Annotated in this window: 15 protein-coding genes and 2 tRNA genes; 6 read left to right on the forward strand and 11 right to left on the reverse strand. The window is 70.0% G+C overall.

Going from position 1 to position 15,255, the window contains the following annotated elements:
• Positions 1–23: 23 nt before the first annotated feature.
• Positions 24–701, forward strand: a complete 678-nt coding sequence (locus IEZ15_RS10390) for a potassium channel family protein (RefSeq protein WP_189276053.1) — start codon at positions 24–26, stop codon at positions 699–701.
• 29 nt (positions 702–730) lie between these two features.
• Here IEZ15_RS10390 and thrS read toward each other — a convergent pair whose 3' ends face one another.
• From thrS to IEZ15_RS10405, 3 genes are all read right to left on the reverse strand, one after another.
• Positions 731–2,707: a threonine--tRNA ligase gene (gene thrS / locus IEZ15_RS10395; protein ID WP_189276055.1), complete on the reverse strand. Its 1,977-nt coding sequence runs from the start codon at positions 2,705–2,707 to the stop codon at positions 731–733.
• Between the two features lie 138 nt (positions 2,708–2,845).
• Entirely contained in the window at positions 2,846–4,120 is a 1,275-nt protein-coding gene (locus tag IEZ15_RS10400; RefSeq protein ID WP_229845826.1) for a hypothetical protein, read from the reverse strand.
• A complete protein-coding gene (locus tag IEZ15_RS10405) occupies positions 4,120–4,686 on the reverse strand; it encodes a DUF4365 domain-containing protein (RefSeq protein ID WP_093898393.1) in 567 nt (188 codons plus the stop codon). The genes IEZ15_RS10400 and IEZ15_RS10405 overlap by 1 nt, the downstream gene beginning before the upstream one ends.
• 192 nt (positions 4,687–4,878) lie before the next feature.
• Here IEZ15_RS10405 and IEZ15_RS10410 point away from each other — a divergent pair, with 192 nt between their 5' ends.
• Positions 4,879–5,604 carry a 3'-5' exonuclease gene (locus IEZ15_RS10410; RefSeq protein ID WP_114243536.1) on the forward strand — a complete coding sequence of 242 codons (726 nt, stop codon included), beginning with the start codon at positions 4,879–4,881 and terminating at the stop codon, positions 5,602–5,604.
• 79 nt (positions 5,605–5,683) lie between these two features.
• Here IEZ15_RS10410 and IEZ15_RS10415 read toward each other — a convergent pair.
• Together IEZ15_RS10415 and IEZ15_RS10420 are read right to left on the reverse strand one after the other, a co-directional pair.
• A tRNA-Val gene (locus IEZ15_RS10415) sits at positions 5,684–5,755 on the reverse strand.
• 39 nt (positions 5,756–5,794) lie between these two features.
• The gene (locus tag IEZ15_RS10420) at positions 5,795–6,241 is read right to left on the reverse strand and encodes an SRPBCC family protein (RefSeq protein WP_114243537.1); all 447 of its coding nucleotides are present in this window, start codon (positions 6,239–6,241) and stop codon (positions 5,795–5,797) included.
• 83 nt (positions 6,242–6,324) lie between these two features.
• On the opposite strand from IEZ15_RS10420, the gene IEZ15_RS10425 reads away from it, so the two are divergent.
• Positions 6,325–8,844, forward strand: coding sequence for an SCO7613 C-terminal domain-containing membrane protein (locus IEZ15_RS10425; RefSeq protein WP_189276058.1), 2,520 nt, complete (start codon positions 6,325–6,327; stop codon positions 8,842–8,844).
• Positions 8,845–9,272: 428 nt separating this feature from the next.
• Here IEZ15_RS10425 and IEZ15_RS10430 read toward each other — a convergent pair.
• Positions 9,273–9,344: transfer RNA gene (locus IEZ15_RS10430), tRNA-Val, on the reverse strand.
• Between the two features lie 54 nt (positions 9,345–9,398).
• Entirely contained in the window at positions 9,399–9,890 is a 492-nt protein-coding gene (locus IEZ15_RS10435; protein ID WP_114243539.1) for a TIGR02611 family protein, read from the reverse strand.
• Between the two features lie 190 nt (positions 9,891–10,080).
• Between IEZ15_RS10435 and IEZ15_RS10440 the strand changes: the two genes are divergently transcribed.
• The gene (locus IEZ15_RS10440; protein WP_003959770.1) at positions 10,081–10,494 is read left to right on the forward strand and encodes an SsgA family sporulation/cell division regulator; all 414 of its coding nucleotides are present in this window, start codon (positions 10,081–10,083) and stop codon (positions 10,492–10,494) included.
• A gap of 350 nt (positions 10,495–10,844) precedes the next feature.
• Complete coding sequence (locus IEZ15_RS10445) at positions 10,845–11,432, forward strand: CGNR zinc finger domain-containing protein (protein WP_114243540.1); 588 nt, start codon at positions 10,845–10,847, stop codon at positions 11,430–11,432.
• 4 nt (positions 11,433–11,436) lie between these two features.
• On the opposite strand, the gene IEZ15_RS10450 is transcribed toward IEZ15_RS10445, so the two are convergent.
• The 3 genes from IEZ15_RS10450 to IEZ15_RS10460 form a co-directional block, all read right to left on the reverse strand.
• Positions 11,437–11,592, reverse strand: coding sequence for a hypothetical protein (locus IEZ15_RS10450; RefSeq protein WP_189276060.1), 156 nt, complete (start codon positions 11,590–11,592; stop codon positions 11,437–11,439).
• Positions 11,593–11,942: 350 nt separating this feature from the next.
• Complete coding sequence (locus tag IEZ15_RS10455; protein ID WP_189276061.1) at positions 11,943–12,962, reverse strand: LacI family DNA-binding transcriptional regulator; 1,020 nt, start codon at positions 12,960–12,962, stop codon at positions 11,943–11,945.
• A gap of 251 nt (positions 12,963–13,213) precedes the next feature.
• The gene (locus IEZ15_RS10460; protein WP_189276430.1) at positions 13,214–13,675 is read right to left on the reverse strand and encodes a hypothetical protein; all 462 of its coding nucleotides are present in this window, start codon (positions 13,673–13,675) and stop codon (positions 13,214–13,216) included.
• A 202-nt stretch (positions 13,676–13,877) separates the two neighbouring features.
• Here IEZ15_RS10460 and IEZ15_RS10465 point away from each other — a divergent pair, with 202 nt between their 5' ends.
• A complete protein-coding gene (locus IEZ15_RS10465) occupies positions 13,878–14,393 on the forward strand; it encodes a DsbA family protein (RefSeq protein ID WP_114243541.1) in 516 nt (171 codons plus the stop codon).
• A gap of 13 nt (positions 14,394–14,406) precedes the next feature.
• Here the strand turns inward: IEZ15_RS10465 and IEZ15_RS10470 are convergent, their stop codons facing one another.
• Positions 14,407–15,243 carry a GNAT family N-acetyltransferase gene (locus IEZ15_RS10470; protein WP_189276063.1) on the reverse strand — a complete coding sequence of 279 codons (837 nt, stop codon included), beginning with the start codon at positions 15,241–15,243 and terminating at the stop codon, positions 14,407–14,409.
• Positions 15,244–15,255: the final 12 nt, after the last annotated feature.

The following is a 15,255-nucleotide window of genomic DNA, read 5'->3' on the forward strand; positions in this document are numbered from 1 at the left end:
CGGCGCACGGCGATGCTGAGGCGATGAGCGACCAGCCCTCGGACTCCACCCCTCTTCGTTTCAGGCGCTGGGAGCAGCGCACAGAAGTGCCCCTGTTCGGCGCCTCGCTGCTCTTCCTGCTCGGTTACGCGGTCCGCGTCCTCGCCCCTCACGACGCCGAACCCTGGCACGGCCTCGCCCTCGCCCTGGTCGGCGCCACCTGGCTGGTCTTCGCCGCGGACTACGTCGTACGGCTCCGTCTCAGCGGCCTCGGCCACCGCTTCATCCGTGTGCACTGGCTGGACACGGTAGTCCTGCTGCTTCCCCTGCTGCGGCCGCTGCGCCTGATCCGGGTCTACAGCGCGGTCCAGCAGCGCAGGGAGCGGCCACGGCTGAGCCTGTACGCCCGCGTGATCACATATGCCGGTGCGACCGCCCTGCTGCTCGGCTTCTCCGCCGCGCTCGCCGTCTACCACCAGGAGCACGCGGCGAAGGGGGCTTCGATCCGTACCTTCGGCGACGCGGTGTGGTGGGCGTGCGAGACGCTCACGACGGTGGGGTACGGGGATGCGGTGCCGGTCACAGCAGGTGGCCGAGTCGTGGCATCGGGCCTGATGGCCTGCGGGCTGGCGCTGCTGGGGGCGGTGACGGGTTCGTTCTCGTCGTGGCTGTTGCAGGTGTTCACACGGGAGGACGAGAAGAGGCCCCCGAAGGGCGGGTAGCTCTCCGGGGGCCTCTCACTCCGTGCCTGTCAGACCTGGACGCGGTCCTCGACAGCCTTCTGGATCTTGGCGATGGCGTCCTCGACGGGGATGCCGTTCTCCTGCGATCCGTCGCGGTAGCGGAAGGAGACGGCGCCGTTGGCCATGTCCTCATCACCCGCGATGATCATGAAGGGCACCTTGGCCTTCTGCTGGTTCCGGATCTTCTTCTGCATCCGGTCGGACGAGGCGTCCACCTCGACCCGCAGGCCCTTCTTCCGGGCCTTGGCAGCGAACTCCTGGAGGTACGGAATGTGCGCGTCGCCGATCGGGATGCCGACCGCCTGGACCGGGGCCAGCCACACCGGGAACGCACCCGCGTAGTGCTCGAGAAGCACCGCGAAGAAGCGCTCGATGGAACCGAACAGGGCGCGGTGGATCATGACCGGGCGCTGCTTGGTGCCGTCGGGACCGGTGTACTCCAGGTCGAAGCGCTCCGGCAGGTTGAAGTCGAGCTGCACGGTCGACATCTGCCAGGTGCGGCCGATGGCGTCCTTGCACTGCACCGAGATCTTCGGGCCGTAGAAGGCGGCGCCGCCCGGGTCCGGGACCAGGGGCAGCCCCTGCTTCTCGGCAACCTGGCGCAGCGTCTCGGTGGCCTCTTCCCAGACCTCGTCCGAGCCGACGAACTTCTCCGGATCCTTGGTGGAGAGCTCCAGGTAGAAGTCGGTCAGACCGTAGTCGCGCAGCAGGTTCAGGACGAAGGTGAGCGTCCGGTCGAGCTCCTCCGCCATCTGCTCCTTGGTGCAGTAGATGTGCGCGTCGTCCTGCGTGAAGCCGCGGGAGCGGGTCAGGCCGTGCACCACACCCGACTTCTCGTAGCGGTACACCGTGCCGAACTCGAAGAGACGCAGCGGCAGTTCACGATAGGAACGCCCACGCGCATCGAAGATCAGGTTGTGCATCGGGCAGTTCATCGGCTTGAGGTAGTAGTCCACCCCGTCGTCGAGCTGCATGGGCGGGTACATGCCTTCGGCGTACCAGTCCAGGTGGCCGGACTTCTCGAAGAGCTTGCCCTTGGTGGCGTGCGGCGAGTAGACGAACTCGTAGCCCTCCTCCTCGTGACGCCGGCGCGAGTAGTCCTCCATGGCGCGGCGGATGATGCCGCCCTTGGGGTGGAAGACCGCGAGACCGGGGCCGATCTCGTCCGGGAAGGAGAAGAGGTCCAGCTCGTTGCCGAGCTTGCGGTGGTCGCGCTTGGCGGCCTCCTCCAGGAACTCCAGGTGCGCCTTGAGCTCGTCCTTGGTGGGCCAGGCGGTGCCGTAGATGCGCTGCAGCATCGGGTTCTTCTCGCTGCCCCGCCAGTACGCCGCGGCGTTCCGCATCAGCTTGAACGCCGGGATGTTCCGGGTGGTCGGCAGGTGCGGACCGCGGCAGAGGTCCTTCCAGCACAGGTCACCGGTCTTGGCGTCCAGGTTGTCGTAGATGGTCAGCTCGCCGCCGCCCACCTCGACATCCGCGCCGTCGTCCGTGGAGGCGGCACCCTTGATGCCGATGAGCTCCAGCTTGTACGGCTCGCCGGCCAGCTCCTCGCGGGCGGCCTCGTCGGTGACGACCCGGCGGGAGAACCGCTGTCCCCGCTTCTGGATCTCCTGCATCTTCTTCTCGATGGCCTTGAGGTCCTCGGGCGTGAACGGCTTCTCGACGTCGAAGTCGTAGTAGAAGCCGTCCTTGACCGGCGGGCCGATGCCCAGCTTGGCCTCGGGGAAGAGCTCCTGCACAGCCTGCGCCATGACGTGCGCGGTGGAGTGCCGGAGGATGTTCAGGCCGTCCTCGGAGGAGATCTCGACGGGCTCGACGACCTCGCCGTCGGCGACGACGTACGCGAGGTCCTTCAGCTCACCGGCGACCCGGGCGGCGACAACGGTGCGCTCGCCGGGGAAGAGCTCGGCTGCCGTAGTGCCCGTCGTCACCACGCGCTCTTCCCGCTCGGAATCGCGTTGGATGATCACACGGACGTCTGACACCGGTCTCTCCTGACTCAGGGGGTACGCACGCATTCGTGGTGCACGTGCGATACGAATCGTACCGAGCCGTGGGCCCCCTCTGCGAAACGGTTGAGCGCGAAGGGCCGCCTCTTGCCCGCGGCCCGCCCCCCGCGCCCCTCATTCGCCGGTGCACGCCTCCTCGAAAGAGTCGACGTTCTCCTGGAGCGACTTCATCAGCCGGTCCCGTTCCGCCTCGTCCACCTGCACGGGCACGACCTGTGAGGTCCGGGTCAGCCGCCGGAAGCCGCCGCGACTCTCCAGCCTGCCCTCCACCCGGATCGGCAGCCCCACCAGGTGGGCGTGGCCGGCGATCCGGTACGCCTCCTCGTCCAGCTCCAGCCGTACGTGGGGCACCTCGGCGCCGGCCAGCACCCGCAGCCGTACGATCCCGGCGCCACGCGGTCCCGATCGGCGCAGCCGGACGACGGCTCCGGTGATCCGTACCGTCGCGGCGGGTTCGTCCTTGAGGTAGCGGGCGCCCGCCCGGCGCAGGGCGGGCAGGTCGCCCGGGGAGAATTCCACCGGCTCGGGGCGGGCCGGGCAGCCCTCGGGGATCCCGGCGGCGGGTGCCCATTCCAGGGCGATCCCGGCCCCTTCCGAGCCCCCGACCAGCGCGATGACGGCCTCGGTGAGTTCCCGGCTGACACCTGCCTCGACAGCGGTGTCAAAGGCTTCGAAGCCGCCGGTGGCCCGCTGGTAGTCCACTGCCTCGCGGGTGGCGTGCAGGGCGTGGTAGAGCCGTACGGCGACGGCACGGCCCGGTTCGACGGGGACGAAGGCGGTGAGATCGCGGCCTCCGGGCGCGGGCCCGACGAGGATGCCTTCGAGGGCTGCCAGGGCCCTGCGGCGGTGACGTGCGCCGTGGTAGCCGGTGCGCCCCCGTACGGCGAGCGCCCCGGCGAGCAGGATCTGCCGGGCGGCGGTGCGCAGCTGCTCCGCCCCCGTCCAGCTGGCGGCCCCGGCCGCTCCCGCGACCGGTTCGGGGACCTCGCGCCACCAGCGGATCTCGTCGCTGGGTACGGCGAGGGAGACCAGGACTTCCCGGGCGGAGGGAGCGGCGCTGCGGGCGAGCGCGGTCAGCGCCTCGCCGAGGAGGTCCTGGCTGTCGGGGAAGGCGGTGGTGTCAGGGACGAGGAGGCTCGTACCGCCGCCGGGCGGGGCCGGTGGTCCCGGCGGGGTCCAGCGGCTGTAGCGTCCCGCCGCCCCGCCGCGGCGGTGCCAGCCGTGCCGGTCGAGCAGGGCGCCGAGGACCGCGGGGTCGATACGGGCGGGGTCGGGGATGCTTCCGAGCGGCTCGGGAGTGAAGGGCCGGGGTCCCGCGGATTCACTGGGGTGCGGGGGTGTCGCTGACGGGATCACTTCGTTGACGGACTCGTCCATCGGCCGGTGCATCAGGGTCTCCCTCCCGCCCCTACGCGGGTCATGATCTCGCAGAGCGCCCGGTCGTCGAATATGCGCGAGGTCGGGATCCGCACAGTGGTCCGGTGCCGGCCTGTCACCGCGTGGCCGGCCAGGTTGGTCCAGTAGCAGCAGTGGCGCAGATCGAGCCGGTCGTGTCCGGCGCGCAGCCAGTCGTCCTGGCTGCGCGGCACGATCATCACGACCAGGATCTTGTGCACCGACACGGGGGTCCGGGCGAGCTTCACGAGATGTGCGTTGTCGAGCGTGAAGGAGAACGTCGGTCCGGCCGGGTGCGGCGGGATCTGGTAGGTGCATTTGAGCTGCACCTTTATGGTCACTTCGTCGTCCACGGTGTGACCGGGGGCGCCGTGGCTGACGTGCCAGTCGATGCCGTTGTCGGGGAAGGGCTGTGACAGGGAGCACCCCGCCGCGGCCGCGACGGCGTGCAAGTAGCCCACCTGGAGGGTCTCCATGCAGGCGGTGGTGGCGAGTGTGCCGCGCAGCGGTGCGATCCGCTGGGGCAGCAGCCCGCTCGGTTCGGGCTGCGCGAGCGCCATGGCTGCGTGTGCCTTCCGGGCTGTGCCGATCGGTTCTTCGTTGCAGGGGTGACGGACAACTTCCTTTCCCGTCAGTTGTGTTGTCACCGCACAGGGCGGCCCGCAAACGGCGTATCAGGCAAAGGGTGCGGGTATCACCGAACCGGGCAGGGGAATCACGCCATCTGCCGTTCGCGCACGAGGAGTTCGGGGATGACTCACTGGTACGAGGGGCCGCTGGCCGCTTTTGACACCGAGACAACGGGAGTGGACGTCGAGGAGGACCGGATCGTTTCGGCCGCCCTGGTCGTCCAGGACACGACAGGCGGGCGGGTGCGTGTCACTCGCTGGCTGGTAAATCCAGGGGTGCCGGTGCCCGCCGGGGCGACCGAGATCCATGGTCTGACCGACGATCATCTTCAGCGCAACGGCCGCTGGCCGGCGCCCGTGGTGGAGGAGATAGCCCGGGCGCTGGCCGAGCAGTGTGCGGCCGGCCGTCCGCTCGTCGTGATGAACGCGCCGTTCGATCTGACGCTGCTGGACCGGGAGCTGAAGCGTCATCGCGCGTCGTCGCTCGCGGGATATCTGCAGAACGCACCGCTGTGTGTGCTGGATCCGCGCGTACTCGACAAGCATCTGGACCGTTACCGCAAGGGCCGGCGGACCCTCACCGATCTCTGCGAGCTGTACGGGGTGGCGCTGGACGGTGCGCATGACGCGGCGGCCGATGCTGCGGCCTCGCTGGAGCTGGTGCGGGCGGTGGCGCGGCGGTTCTCGTCCCGGCTGGAACGGCTGACGCCGGCGGAGCTGCACACCTTGCAGGCCGTGTGGCATGCGGCACAGGCGCGTGGCCTGCAGGCGTGGTTCGCGAAGAACGGCACGGCGGAGGCAGTGGATCCTGCGTGGCCGCTGCGCCCGGACCTTCCTGCTGCGGCGTGATCGGTCACGATCCGGAGCATCTTCCCGGACACACAGAAGCCGGTCCGTCGATTCTGCTGACGGACCGGCCTCTTCCGGGTGGGCGATACTGGGTTCGAACCAGTGACCCCTTCGGTGTGAACGAAGTGCTCTCCCACTGAGCTAATCGCCCGGGAACGGGTTGAACCATACAGGGCTCGGAGGGTCTGGTTCAAACTCCTTCCAGCCGGGCCGTGAGGCCCCGCCGTCCGGCACGCATCATCAGGGCGTGGTTGGCCCGGAACACGGCGCGTCCGGGCACCGCGAGGATCCGCATCAGCCGCCTGTGCACCTCGACCTCCTGCTCATAGGTGGCACGGCTCCCGGCACCGTGTGCGGTGACCGTCCACCGGGCCCAGCCGTCGAGGTCGCCGCTGAGGGTCGCTTCGAGGACCCTGGCCCGGGGGTCGCGGCGGCGTTCGCGGACGGTCATGACGAGGTCGTACGGGAGGAAGGAGCGGATGCGGGTGGTCCCGGTGGCGCCGTCGACCGAGGTGACCTCGCGGATCTGCGGCCACCATCGCGGGTAGTCGTCCGCGCGTCCGAGGATCTCGTACACGGCATCGGGTTTGCCCGGAAGGTCCCAGATACTCACAAATCGGTAGTGACTCCAGTCCATGGTCCCAGTCTGCGCGTACTCAGCCGGGGAACTGAGTACCCGAGCGCATGTCCGAGCCTGTGGCTCGCGCCACACTCCCGTTCATGGAACATGTGCCGCCGCCCGCCGAGGAATTGGCGCTCCTCGATCGCGAGCTGGCCCGGCTGGATGCCCGCCGGTCCCAGTTGCTGGTTCGTCGTGCCTGGCTGCTGAGCGTGCTGACGCCGCCCGTCGCGCGCCCTGCCGCCCCGCCCGCACCGCCGTTCGCGGCTCCGTTCGGGCCTCCTGCCGCGCCTGTCGGGCCGCGCGGTGCGCAGAATGTGCTGCTCACCCTGGGCGGTCTGCTGCTGACGATCGCGGCGATCGCGTTCACTCTGGTCAGCTGGGGTCACATGGGCATCGGTGGCCGCTCGGCCGTGCTCGGGGTGGTGACGGTCGCGGCGCTTTCCGCTCCTGCCGTGCTGCTGCGTCGTGGGCTGCCCGCGACAGCCGAATCGCTCGCCGCCCTGGCTTCGGTGCTGATGGTGCTGGACGCGTATGCGCTGCACCGGGTGGTGGTGCCGGAGGCCGACGGACGAGGTTTCGCCGCGGTCGCCGCGGCGGTGCTGGCCGTGCTCTGGAGCGTGTACGGGCTGCTGCTCGACCGGCTGCGGCTGCCGCTGCCCCTCGCGGTGGTGAGTGCGCAGCTGCCGCTGCTGCTGTGGGCGTGGGCGGCGGGTGCGGGAGCCACGGCGTTCGGTTGGGCGTTGCTCGTGACGGCGGCGTTGGACTGCGCGATCGCGGTGTGGGGCAAGGGTGTTGCCGTACGGGCGACGGCCTGCGTCTGCTGCTGGGCGACGGGTCTGCTGGGGCTGCTGGTGGCACTGGCGCAGTCGGTGTCCGCCGATGCGGCATCGGCCGCGCTGGCGCCGGGTGTGCTGTTGCTCGTGGGTGCGCTGATCGCTGTGTCCGGCGCGTGGCGTGCACCGGCGGGGCTTGCGGTGGCCGGTGGTCTGGTGGCCGGGTTGTGCGGGGTGGCCGCCGTGGGTGGTGTGCTGCGTGCCGGGGTGGACTGGGGCTGGTCGGTGCCGGTGTATCTGCTGTGCGGTGTGGTGCTGCTGGTGGCGGTACGCGCTCCGATGCCGCGTCCGGTCGGGCAGGGGCTGGTGTGGGCTTCGTCGACGGTGACCGTCATGGCGGTGCTGGCCGCGGCGCCGCCGGTCGGCCTGTCGCTGATGGGTGCGGTGTCGCAGCTGGCCCGGGTGTGGTCGGGGACGCCTGACGGTGGCGTCCGGGGCGCGCTGGGCATGGAGAGTCCGGCGTGGTCCCAGATGGCTGCGGCGCCGGTGGTGCTGCTGGTGGTGGCCGGTCTGCTGGGGGCGGTGTACCGGTCGTGGGCGTGGCTGGTGCGGGTGGCCGGGCCGGTGCTGTCGCCGGGTGCAACGTGGCGGGGTGCGGCGGGGGCGGGCGCGGTGGCGCTCGGCTGGGCGGGGCTCACCGTGCTGCCCGCGACGCTGGGAATGTCCTACGCGGCCGCTGTGTCGGCGCAATTGGCCTTGGTCGCCGGGGCGTTCGCGGTGGCGGTACGAGGTCTGCGTCGCAGGACGGATGGTGTGGGGCTTACCGCGTTGGTGTGCGGTCTGATCGGCACGGTGAGTGCGGGGATGCTGTCGCTCGCGGCTGAGGCTGCCACGTACGCGGTGTTCGCGGTGCTGCTGGTGGTGTTCGGCGGGGCCGCGGTGATGCTCGGCGGCGCTGCGGTGTCGGCGGCACGGGCGGTGCCGCCGTTGCCGTCCGGTCAAGCGGCTCGGTCCGTGAGGACGCTGCAGATCGTCCAGGCGGTACCGGCGTGCGGTGCGGTGGTGTGCGGGATGGTGCTCGCCCGTGCGGTCGGGGCGTCGCTGGGGCTTGCCGCGCATCAGGCGGCGCCGGTCATGCTGGTCGTCCCTGCGGTGACGGTGTTGCTCGGAGCTCGGCTGCGGGATCTCCCGTCTGCTCTGCCTGTCGAGCTGACCGGGGCCGTGGCGGGCGTGGTGGCGGTGGGCATGGCTGTGACCGACCGGCCGTTCCTGGCGTTGGTGCTGGCGCTGTGCGGGGTACTGGCGACGGGTACGGCCGTCCGGGCCGAACGGCGGCCGGTGGCCGGGTATCTGGCGATGACGCTGTTCGTCCTGGCAGCCTGGCTGCGGCTGTCGGCTTCGGGGGTGTCGGCCCCGGAGGCGTACACCCTGCCGGTGACGGTGCCCGCTCTGGCAGTCGGTGCACTGCGTCGGCGCCGTGATCCGGAGGCGTCGTCGTGGACGGCGTACGGTGCGGGTCTCGCGGCGACGCTGGTGCCGAGCCTCTTCACGGCATGGGCCGATCCGCACTGGGTGCGGCCGCTGCTGCTCGGTGTGGCGGCACTGGTGATCACCCTGTCGGGCGCGCGGCTGCGGCTGCAGGCGCTGCTGCTGCTCGGTGGCGCGGTGCTGGCCCTGGACGCCCTGCACGAACTCGCGCCTTACGTGGTCCAGGTCGTCGGCGCCCTGCCGCGCTGGTTGCCGCCCGCACTGGCCGGGGTGCTGCTGCTGGTGGTCGGGGCGACGTACGAGCAGCGGCTGCGCGACGCCCGCCGGCTGAAGGACGCTCTGGGCCGGATGCGTTGACGGTGTGGCCACATGGCCGGCCCGGGTCTCCCTCATGGGCCTCGGGCCGGCCTGTGCTCATCAGGTCGTCGTCGGATGCGTAGCGGACAAGGAAGTTGTCGCAGTCGAACTGCCCCTCGGAGTCGCGCAGTACGCTTTTCCCGCCGTGCTTGCACAGAATTACTGCGGAGCTCCGGAAGGCATCGGGAGATGCATTTGTCCACGGGGGCTCGGGTGTTGAACTCTTTCCAGAAATTCTCGTAGTCCTGGAAGGCGCCCCGGCAGCCCGTCCCGACCCTGATATCCGGATGCCTCTTCCCGGAGAACGATTCCCGTCGTCACCCGCTGCCACGATCGATTGAATCGTTCACGCAGACGTCGCAACGAGTGGATGCGCAAATGCAGAGGGCCCGTGAGACTTTGTGGTCTCACGGGCCCTCTGTCCGGGGTGGGCGATACTGGGTTCGAACCAGTGACCCCTTCGGTGTGAACGAAGTGCTCTCCCACTGAGCTAATCGCCCGGGCGCAGGCCAAACATTACCCCATGTCAGCGGCGCCCCATGACCATCGCCGGGTCACTCGTGGATCTTCCACGGCATGGTGACGCCGAACTTCCAGACGTAGATCCCCACCAGCACCGCGATGATCACCAGACCGGTCACGGTGAGGATGATGTTGCGACGCCGGACCTTGGGGTCGAGCGCCCGCTGAGCGGCCTCGGTGACCTTCCGCCGAGTCCAGCGGAGCACCAGCTGCGCCCAGACGAACTCGGTCGCCCAGATCGCCATGCCGCCGAAGATCACCAGCCAGCCGGGGCCGGGCAGCGGCAGCATGATGATGCCCGCCACGACCACCGCGAGGCCGACCACGAAGACGCCGACCTGCCAGCTCAGATGCAGCGCCCTGGACGCCTTGATGAACCCGGGCGCCCTGGAGCCGAGATCCCGGTCCTCCTTCGTCACACCCTCCGTGACATCCCCTGTCACGCTTTCCGTCACATCCCCCGCGGCGGACACCGGTTTCGCCGGCACGGCGCCCCCGTCCCGCTCGTCACTCTCCGCATTCATGGAACCCAACCTACCGGAACGGTCTCCGTCACCGGAATGGCCGCATAACCCAAAGTTACACACCGCCGTACGAGCTACCTGAAGGAACACAAAAAGGTCAGAGGGGTTTACAACGCCACCGTAGGTGGCATGTCGATTTCGCCGACGTGCGAATCCCCGAGCGCACACTGAGCGAAAGGCCCTGGCGCTTATGAACACCACGGTCAGCTGCGAGCTGCACCTGCGCCTCGTTGTGTCGAGCGAGTCCTCACTGCCTGTACCTGCGGGCCTGCGGTATGACACGGCCGATCCTTATGCCGTGCACGCCACCTTCCACACCGGAGCGGAGGAAACGGTCGAGTGGGTTTTCGCCCGCGACCTCCTTGCCGAGGGGCTTCATCGGCCCACCGGCACCGGAGACGTCCGCGTCTGGCCATCCCGTAGTCACGGCCAGGGCGTCGTCTGCATCGCGCTGAGCTCCCCAGAGGGCGAAGCGCTGCTCGAGGCCCCGGCGAGGGCCCTGGAGTCGTTCCTCAAAAGGACCGACGCCGCGGTTCCGCCAGGCACCGAGCATCGTCACTTCGACCTCGATACGGAGCTCTCACACATCCTGGCCGAGAGCTGAGCCAGGCCGAGAGCTGCACGGCGCCGTCCGACTCGGGGAGGCGGCGCCGCGCGGAAAACCTCATAGGGCTGACACCGACGCCGTGATCACGGAATCCACCGTGGTGACGGCGTCGGCGCTTTCCCCTCGGCCGTACCCGCACACCCCACGCACCGGCACGCACCCCGGGGCCCTGAGCGCCTGCTCACGGCCCGGACAGGCGGTCTCCGGCCACGGATACCCATGGGTGGCCGGTAAGCGCTCCCCGTGCCCCTCATGGAACCTCTCGGGCCTCTGTCCGCCGACGCCGAGCCAGTAGAGTCAGCCGGCATCGGCGGGCACCCGCCCGCCGGAGGCCAGGGAGCGAAAGCGTGCTGATCCCCCACGACACCCGGATCGCCCTCGACACGGTGGTCGATCTGCTGAACACCGCACCGGAGAGCGAGCCCCCGGGAAGCGGACAGCCGGAAGGCGAGCCGATCGACGGTCTCGCCGACATCGCAGCGCTGTACGACTTCGCGCAGCGCCATCGCATCAGCGGCGTGGGCGAACTCCACGAGAAGGACCTGCGCGCCGTACAGGACGTACGGACGCGCTTCGCCGCGATCTTCGCGACGGACGACGCGCAGATCGCCGCCCCGCTGGTCAACGCCCTCATCGCCGCCGCCGGCACCACACCGCAACTCAGCGATCACGACGGCTACGACTGGCATGTCCACTACTTCGCACCGGGCGCCTCGATCGCCGACCACCTCGCAGCCGACTGCGGCATGGCGCTGGCCTTCATCGTGGTGGCGGGTGAGCAGGAGCGGCTGCGTCGCTGCGAGGCGCCGGACTGCCGGCACGCCTTCGTCGATCTCTCCCGCAACCGCTCCCGCCGCTACTGTTCCAGCCGGACCTGCGGTAACCGCCTGCATGTGGCCGCGTACCGGGCGCGCCGCAAGGAAGCGGCCGGCTGACCGCTCACAGCATGAAGAGATCATGCACCGCGGCCATCAGCAACAGGCTGCCGATCACCGCGAGGAAGATCATCAAAGGGGGCTGGGAAAGCGCGAAGAGGCAGCCGCGCGGCTCTTCGGCAGGGCTTGCGGGGACATCGCCCCGGGAAGTATCCACCATCTCGCGACGATCATGACTCAGTCCGGGCCCCTTTGGCGATCAACACGCCTTCCCGTACGGGGAGTTCACCCGCCCCGGAGCCGGGCACGATTCGCTCCGGCGTCCGATCGGCCGTCACATTTTCGGTACGACGGCCGAAGCGCTCCTCCATCGCACGCGCCACATCGTGGACGTCGACGCTCCGCAACAGCGCGTTGCATACGCTGAATTCGATGCCCGGCGGGTAAGCGGCCCGCCGGTCGCGGACGTGCCGTCAGAGGACATCGAAGACCTCCGGTTCACCGGACTCCGGTCGACAGTCGACGAGTTGGGCCAGGAACGGCGTGAAAGAGACCGGGCGGGCCGCGGCCTCAGCGCGGTGTCGCGCTGGAGGCGCGCACCACGAGTTCCGGCTGGAGCACCACGCTGCGGTGCTCGTGCGTGCCACCCTCGTCGTCCGCCTCCTCCAGCAGGAGCTCCGCGGCCATCCTGCCCATGACGACCGCGGGTTGGCGGACCGAGGTGAGCGGTACAGCAGCGGCGGCGGCGAATTCGATGTCGTCGTAGCCGACGATGGCGATGTCGTGCGGCACCCGCACGCCCGCCGCGTACAGCGCCTGAAGCACACCGAGGGCAAGCAGGTCATTGGCGCAGAACACCGCGGTCGGCCGTGGCACAAGACCGAGCAGCCGGGCCCCGGCATCGCGGCCCGCCGCCACATCCAGGCGGTCGGAAGGGATCTCGACGAGCGCCTCGGGCGGCAGTCCGGCGTCGGCGAGGGCCGACAAGGCGCCTTCGCGCCTGTCCCTGATCTGATGCAGGTCGCCGGGGCCGCTGACGTACGCCACCGAGCGGTGTCCGGCCGAGACCAGATGACCGACGCCGAGAGCGCCGCCGCGGACGTCGTCGACGGAGACCGCGCAGGTCCCTGTGCCGGACGCCACCCGGTCCACCAGCACGAAGGGAATCCGGTGACGGCTGAACGCCTCCAGGTTGCGGCCGGTCGCGTCGGCCGGGGTGACCAGGACGCCGCACACCCGCTGCTCGGCGAAGAGCCCGAGGTACTCGGCCTCCTCCGTCGGGCTCTGGCCACTGTTGCAGACCATGACACCGAGGCCGGCCGCACGGGCGGCGCGCTCGGCGCCACGGGCCACGTCGACGAAGAACGGGTTGCCCATGTCGAGGACGAGCAGTGCCATGATCCGGCTGCGGCCCGCCCTGAGCTGACGGGCCGATTCGCTGCGCACGTACCCGAGCTCCTCGATGGCGGCCAGCACCCTGGCACGGGTCTGCGGCAGCACCGCCTCGGGCCGGTTGATCACGTTGGACACGGTGCCCACGGAGACTCCGGCCTGCCGGGCCACATCCTTGATCCCTGCCACACGCGCCACTTGCCCTGCCCCACTGATGCCCTCGGCCGCACCGGTCCGCGGCGTCACCCCATCGTACGGACGCCGTTACGAGGCACTCCGTCGCCCCGGGCCGGATTCCCAGGGATCACCCGAAGCGGAATGAATTGTTTCAATCCCCTCGGGATGCCAGCCCCATCCCCCTACGCCGTCAAGACAGTCAAGGTGCGCAATGAATCGATTCATTCCCCTAGGACGCACATGCCCCCGCCAGAAGAGGGCGGGGGTGCGGGTCAGATTCCGTGCTTCTTCAGGATGGCCTCGATGTCGCTGAAGTCCTCGCCCGACGAGGCGGACTGCTGCTGCGGCTTCGCCTTCGGACGCGCCTGTGTCCGCGTCGCCGGGAGCCCGGACCCCAGGGAGGGCGCCGAAGCCGCAGGAGCGATGGCTTCGCTCTGCGCCGCCCGGGCGGCGGCCTTGCGTTCCTTACGGGTACCGACGCCGCGGCGCTCGATCGCACGAGTGGTCATGAACAGCAGCCAGGCCACGGCGAGCAGCCCGAAGCCGATCCAGACGCTCGGCCTGAAGGCGATTCCGGCGATCCAGTCCACGACTCCGGTCAGCACCAGGCCGATCGGCACCAGGGAGTAGGCGGCGATCCGGGCCGCGGCGAGGAAGCGCTTCCGGTACGCGGTGACGGCGGCGATGCCCAGGCCCGCCGCGGACGCCGCGGAACAGATGGTCTCGGCAAGCATCGGGGCCTCCAGGCGCAAGGGGAAACGTCCCTTCCATCCTGCACCGGTCACCGGCCGGGCGGCCACGATCCGGGACCACATCAGGGACATTTCAGGGCCGGGATCCTCCCCAGGTGCCGATCGGAAGCTATCCGGCCGTACGGAGCCGGAGCGGATCGGCTGCCGATTGGGACGCTCGCGCGGGCCCTGGGAGACTGGCCGCATGAGCGATTCCACCCCCGCAGCGCCCGTCGTCCTCGACGTCTGGTGCGAGCTCCAGTGCCCCGACTGTCACCAGGCCCTCACCGATGTGCACGCCCTGCGGGCCAAGTACGGCGAACGCCTCGAGGTGCGGCTGCGGCACTTCCCGCTGGAGAAGCACAAGCACGCCTACGCCGCCGCGCAGGCCGCCGAGGAGGCGGCGGCCCAGGGCAAGGACTGGCCGTACATCGAGGCGGTTCTCGCCCGCACCGACGACCTCGGCCGCACCGGGGAGCCGCTGCTGATCGAGGTGGCGCGGGAACTCGGCCTGGATGCCGAGGAGATGGACACCGCCCTGATCGACGGACGCCACATGCTGATCGTCGACGCCGACCAGGCCGAGGGCAAGGCGATCGGGGTCACCGGCACGCCGACGTATGTGATCGGTGACGAGCGGCTGGACGGCGGCAAGAGCCAGGACGGGCTGCGCGAACGGATCGAGGAGATCGCCGACCGGCTGCTCGCCGAGCAGGGCTGAGCCGACCGGGCCCCTAGAGCGTCTTGGCCAGGTTGTACTGAGTCGTTCGGTAACCGAGCGACTCGTACAGCCGCAGGGCCGGCGTGTTGGAGGCGAGGACATGCAGCCCCATCCGGTCGTCGCCCGCCCCGAGCGCGATGCGTTCGGCCTGCAGCATCAGCGCCCGGCCGTATCCCCGCCCCCGGAACTCCTCACGCACCTCGACGTCGAACACGTATCCCACCACCATCCCCGGGTGCATTTCGTGCCGCGCCACCCAGACATGTCCCACGACCTCGTCCTCGTGGACGAGGACGTGCAGATGCGTCCCCTCGGTGGCGAGGCCGTGCGGCAGGTTCTGGCCGTGGCTGGTCTCGGCCTTCCTCATGGCCTGTTCCACAGGGACGCCACGGTCGATCCAGGTCTGCGCATAGCCGGTGATCGCGTCGCGCTCCCATTGCGCGAATTCGTCGTCCGTCATCGGCCGGGCAGCGACACCGTCAGGCAGCGCGGGTGGGGTCTGCGGCAGTGTCTTGACCATGTTCCTGCTGCGCTCGGCGTAGCCCAGCGCCGTGGCCAGTCCCTGCCCCGCGGTGTCCTCCGCCGGGACCGCCACCGTCATCTGGGTGCAGCCCCAGCCGCGCAGCACCTCTTCGGCGGCCAGCGCCGCAATGGTGCCGCGGCCGCGCCTGCGGCGGGATTCGTCGATGTGCAGGGAGCGGAGCACGCCCGCCCTCTCGCCGAACCCCGGATCCGTGCCGATCTCGACGGCGCCGACGGGCCGCCCGTTGTCGCACACGTCGTACACACGGCTCTTCGCGCCGTCGGCGCCTTGCTGGATCGGCCCGGTCGGCCGGAGGGTCGTGGTCATCGGAGACGTTCT

Origin of the sequence: Streptomyces atratus (assembly GCF_014648655.1) — a bacterium.
Lineage (GTDB): Bacteria > Actinomycetota > Actinomycetes > Streptomycetales > Streptomycetaceae > Streptomyces > Streptomyces atratus.

Bases quoted from the DNA above. Each gene is read 5' to 3' on its own strand.
- IEZ15_RS10390 (WP_189276053.1), top strand. From the start codon at position 24: ATGAGCGACCAGCCCTCGGACTCCACCCCTCTTCGTTTCAGGCGCTGG.
- IEZ15_RS10410 (WP_114243536.1), top strand. From the start codon at position 4,879: ATGACTCACTGGTACGAGGGGCCGCTGGCCGCTTTTGACACCGAGACA.
- IEZ15_RS10425 (WP_189276058.1), top strand. From the start codon at position 6,325: ATGGAACATGTGCCGCCGCCCGCCGAGGAATTGGCGCTCCTCGATCGC.
- IEZ15_RS10435 (WP_114243539.1), bottom strand. From the start codon at position 9,890: ATGAATGCGGAGAGTGACGAGCGGGACGGGGGCGCCGTGCCGGCGAAA.
- IEZ15_RS10440 (WP_003959770.1), top strand. From the start codon at position 10,081: ATGAACACCACGGTCAGCTGCGAGCTGCACCTGCGCCTCGTTGTGTCG.
- IEZ15_RS10450 (WP_189276060.1), bottom strand. From the start codon at position 11,592: ATGGTGGATACTTCCCGGGGCGATGTCCCCGCAAGCCCTGCCGAAGAG.
- IEZ15_RS10465 (WP_114243541.1), top strand. From the start codon at position 13,878: ATGAGCGATTCCACCCCCGCAGCGCCCGTCGTCCTCGACGTCTGGTGC.
- IEZ15_RS10470 (WP_189276063.1), bottom strand. From the start codon at position 15,243: ATGACCACGACCCTCCGGCCGACCGGGCCGATCCAGCAAGGCGCCGAC.
- IEZ15_RS10460 (WP_189276430.1), bottom strand. From the start codon at position 13,675: ATGCTTGCCGAGACCATCTGTTCCGCGGCGTCCGCGGCGGGCCTGGGC.
- IEZ15_RS10420 (WP_114243537.1), bottom strand. From the start codon at position 6,241: ATGGACTGGAGTCACTACCGATTTGTGAGTATCTGGGACCTTCCGGGC.
- IEZ15_RS10400 (WP_229845826.1), bottom strand. From the start codon at position 4,120: ATGCACCGGCCGATGGACGAGTCCGTCAACGAAGTGATCCCGTCAGCG.
- IEZ15_RS10405 (WP_093898393.1), bottom strand. From the start codon at position 4,686: ATGGCGCTCGCGCAGCCCGAACCGAGCGGGCTGCTGCCCCAGCGGATC.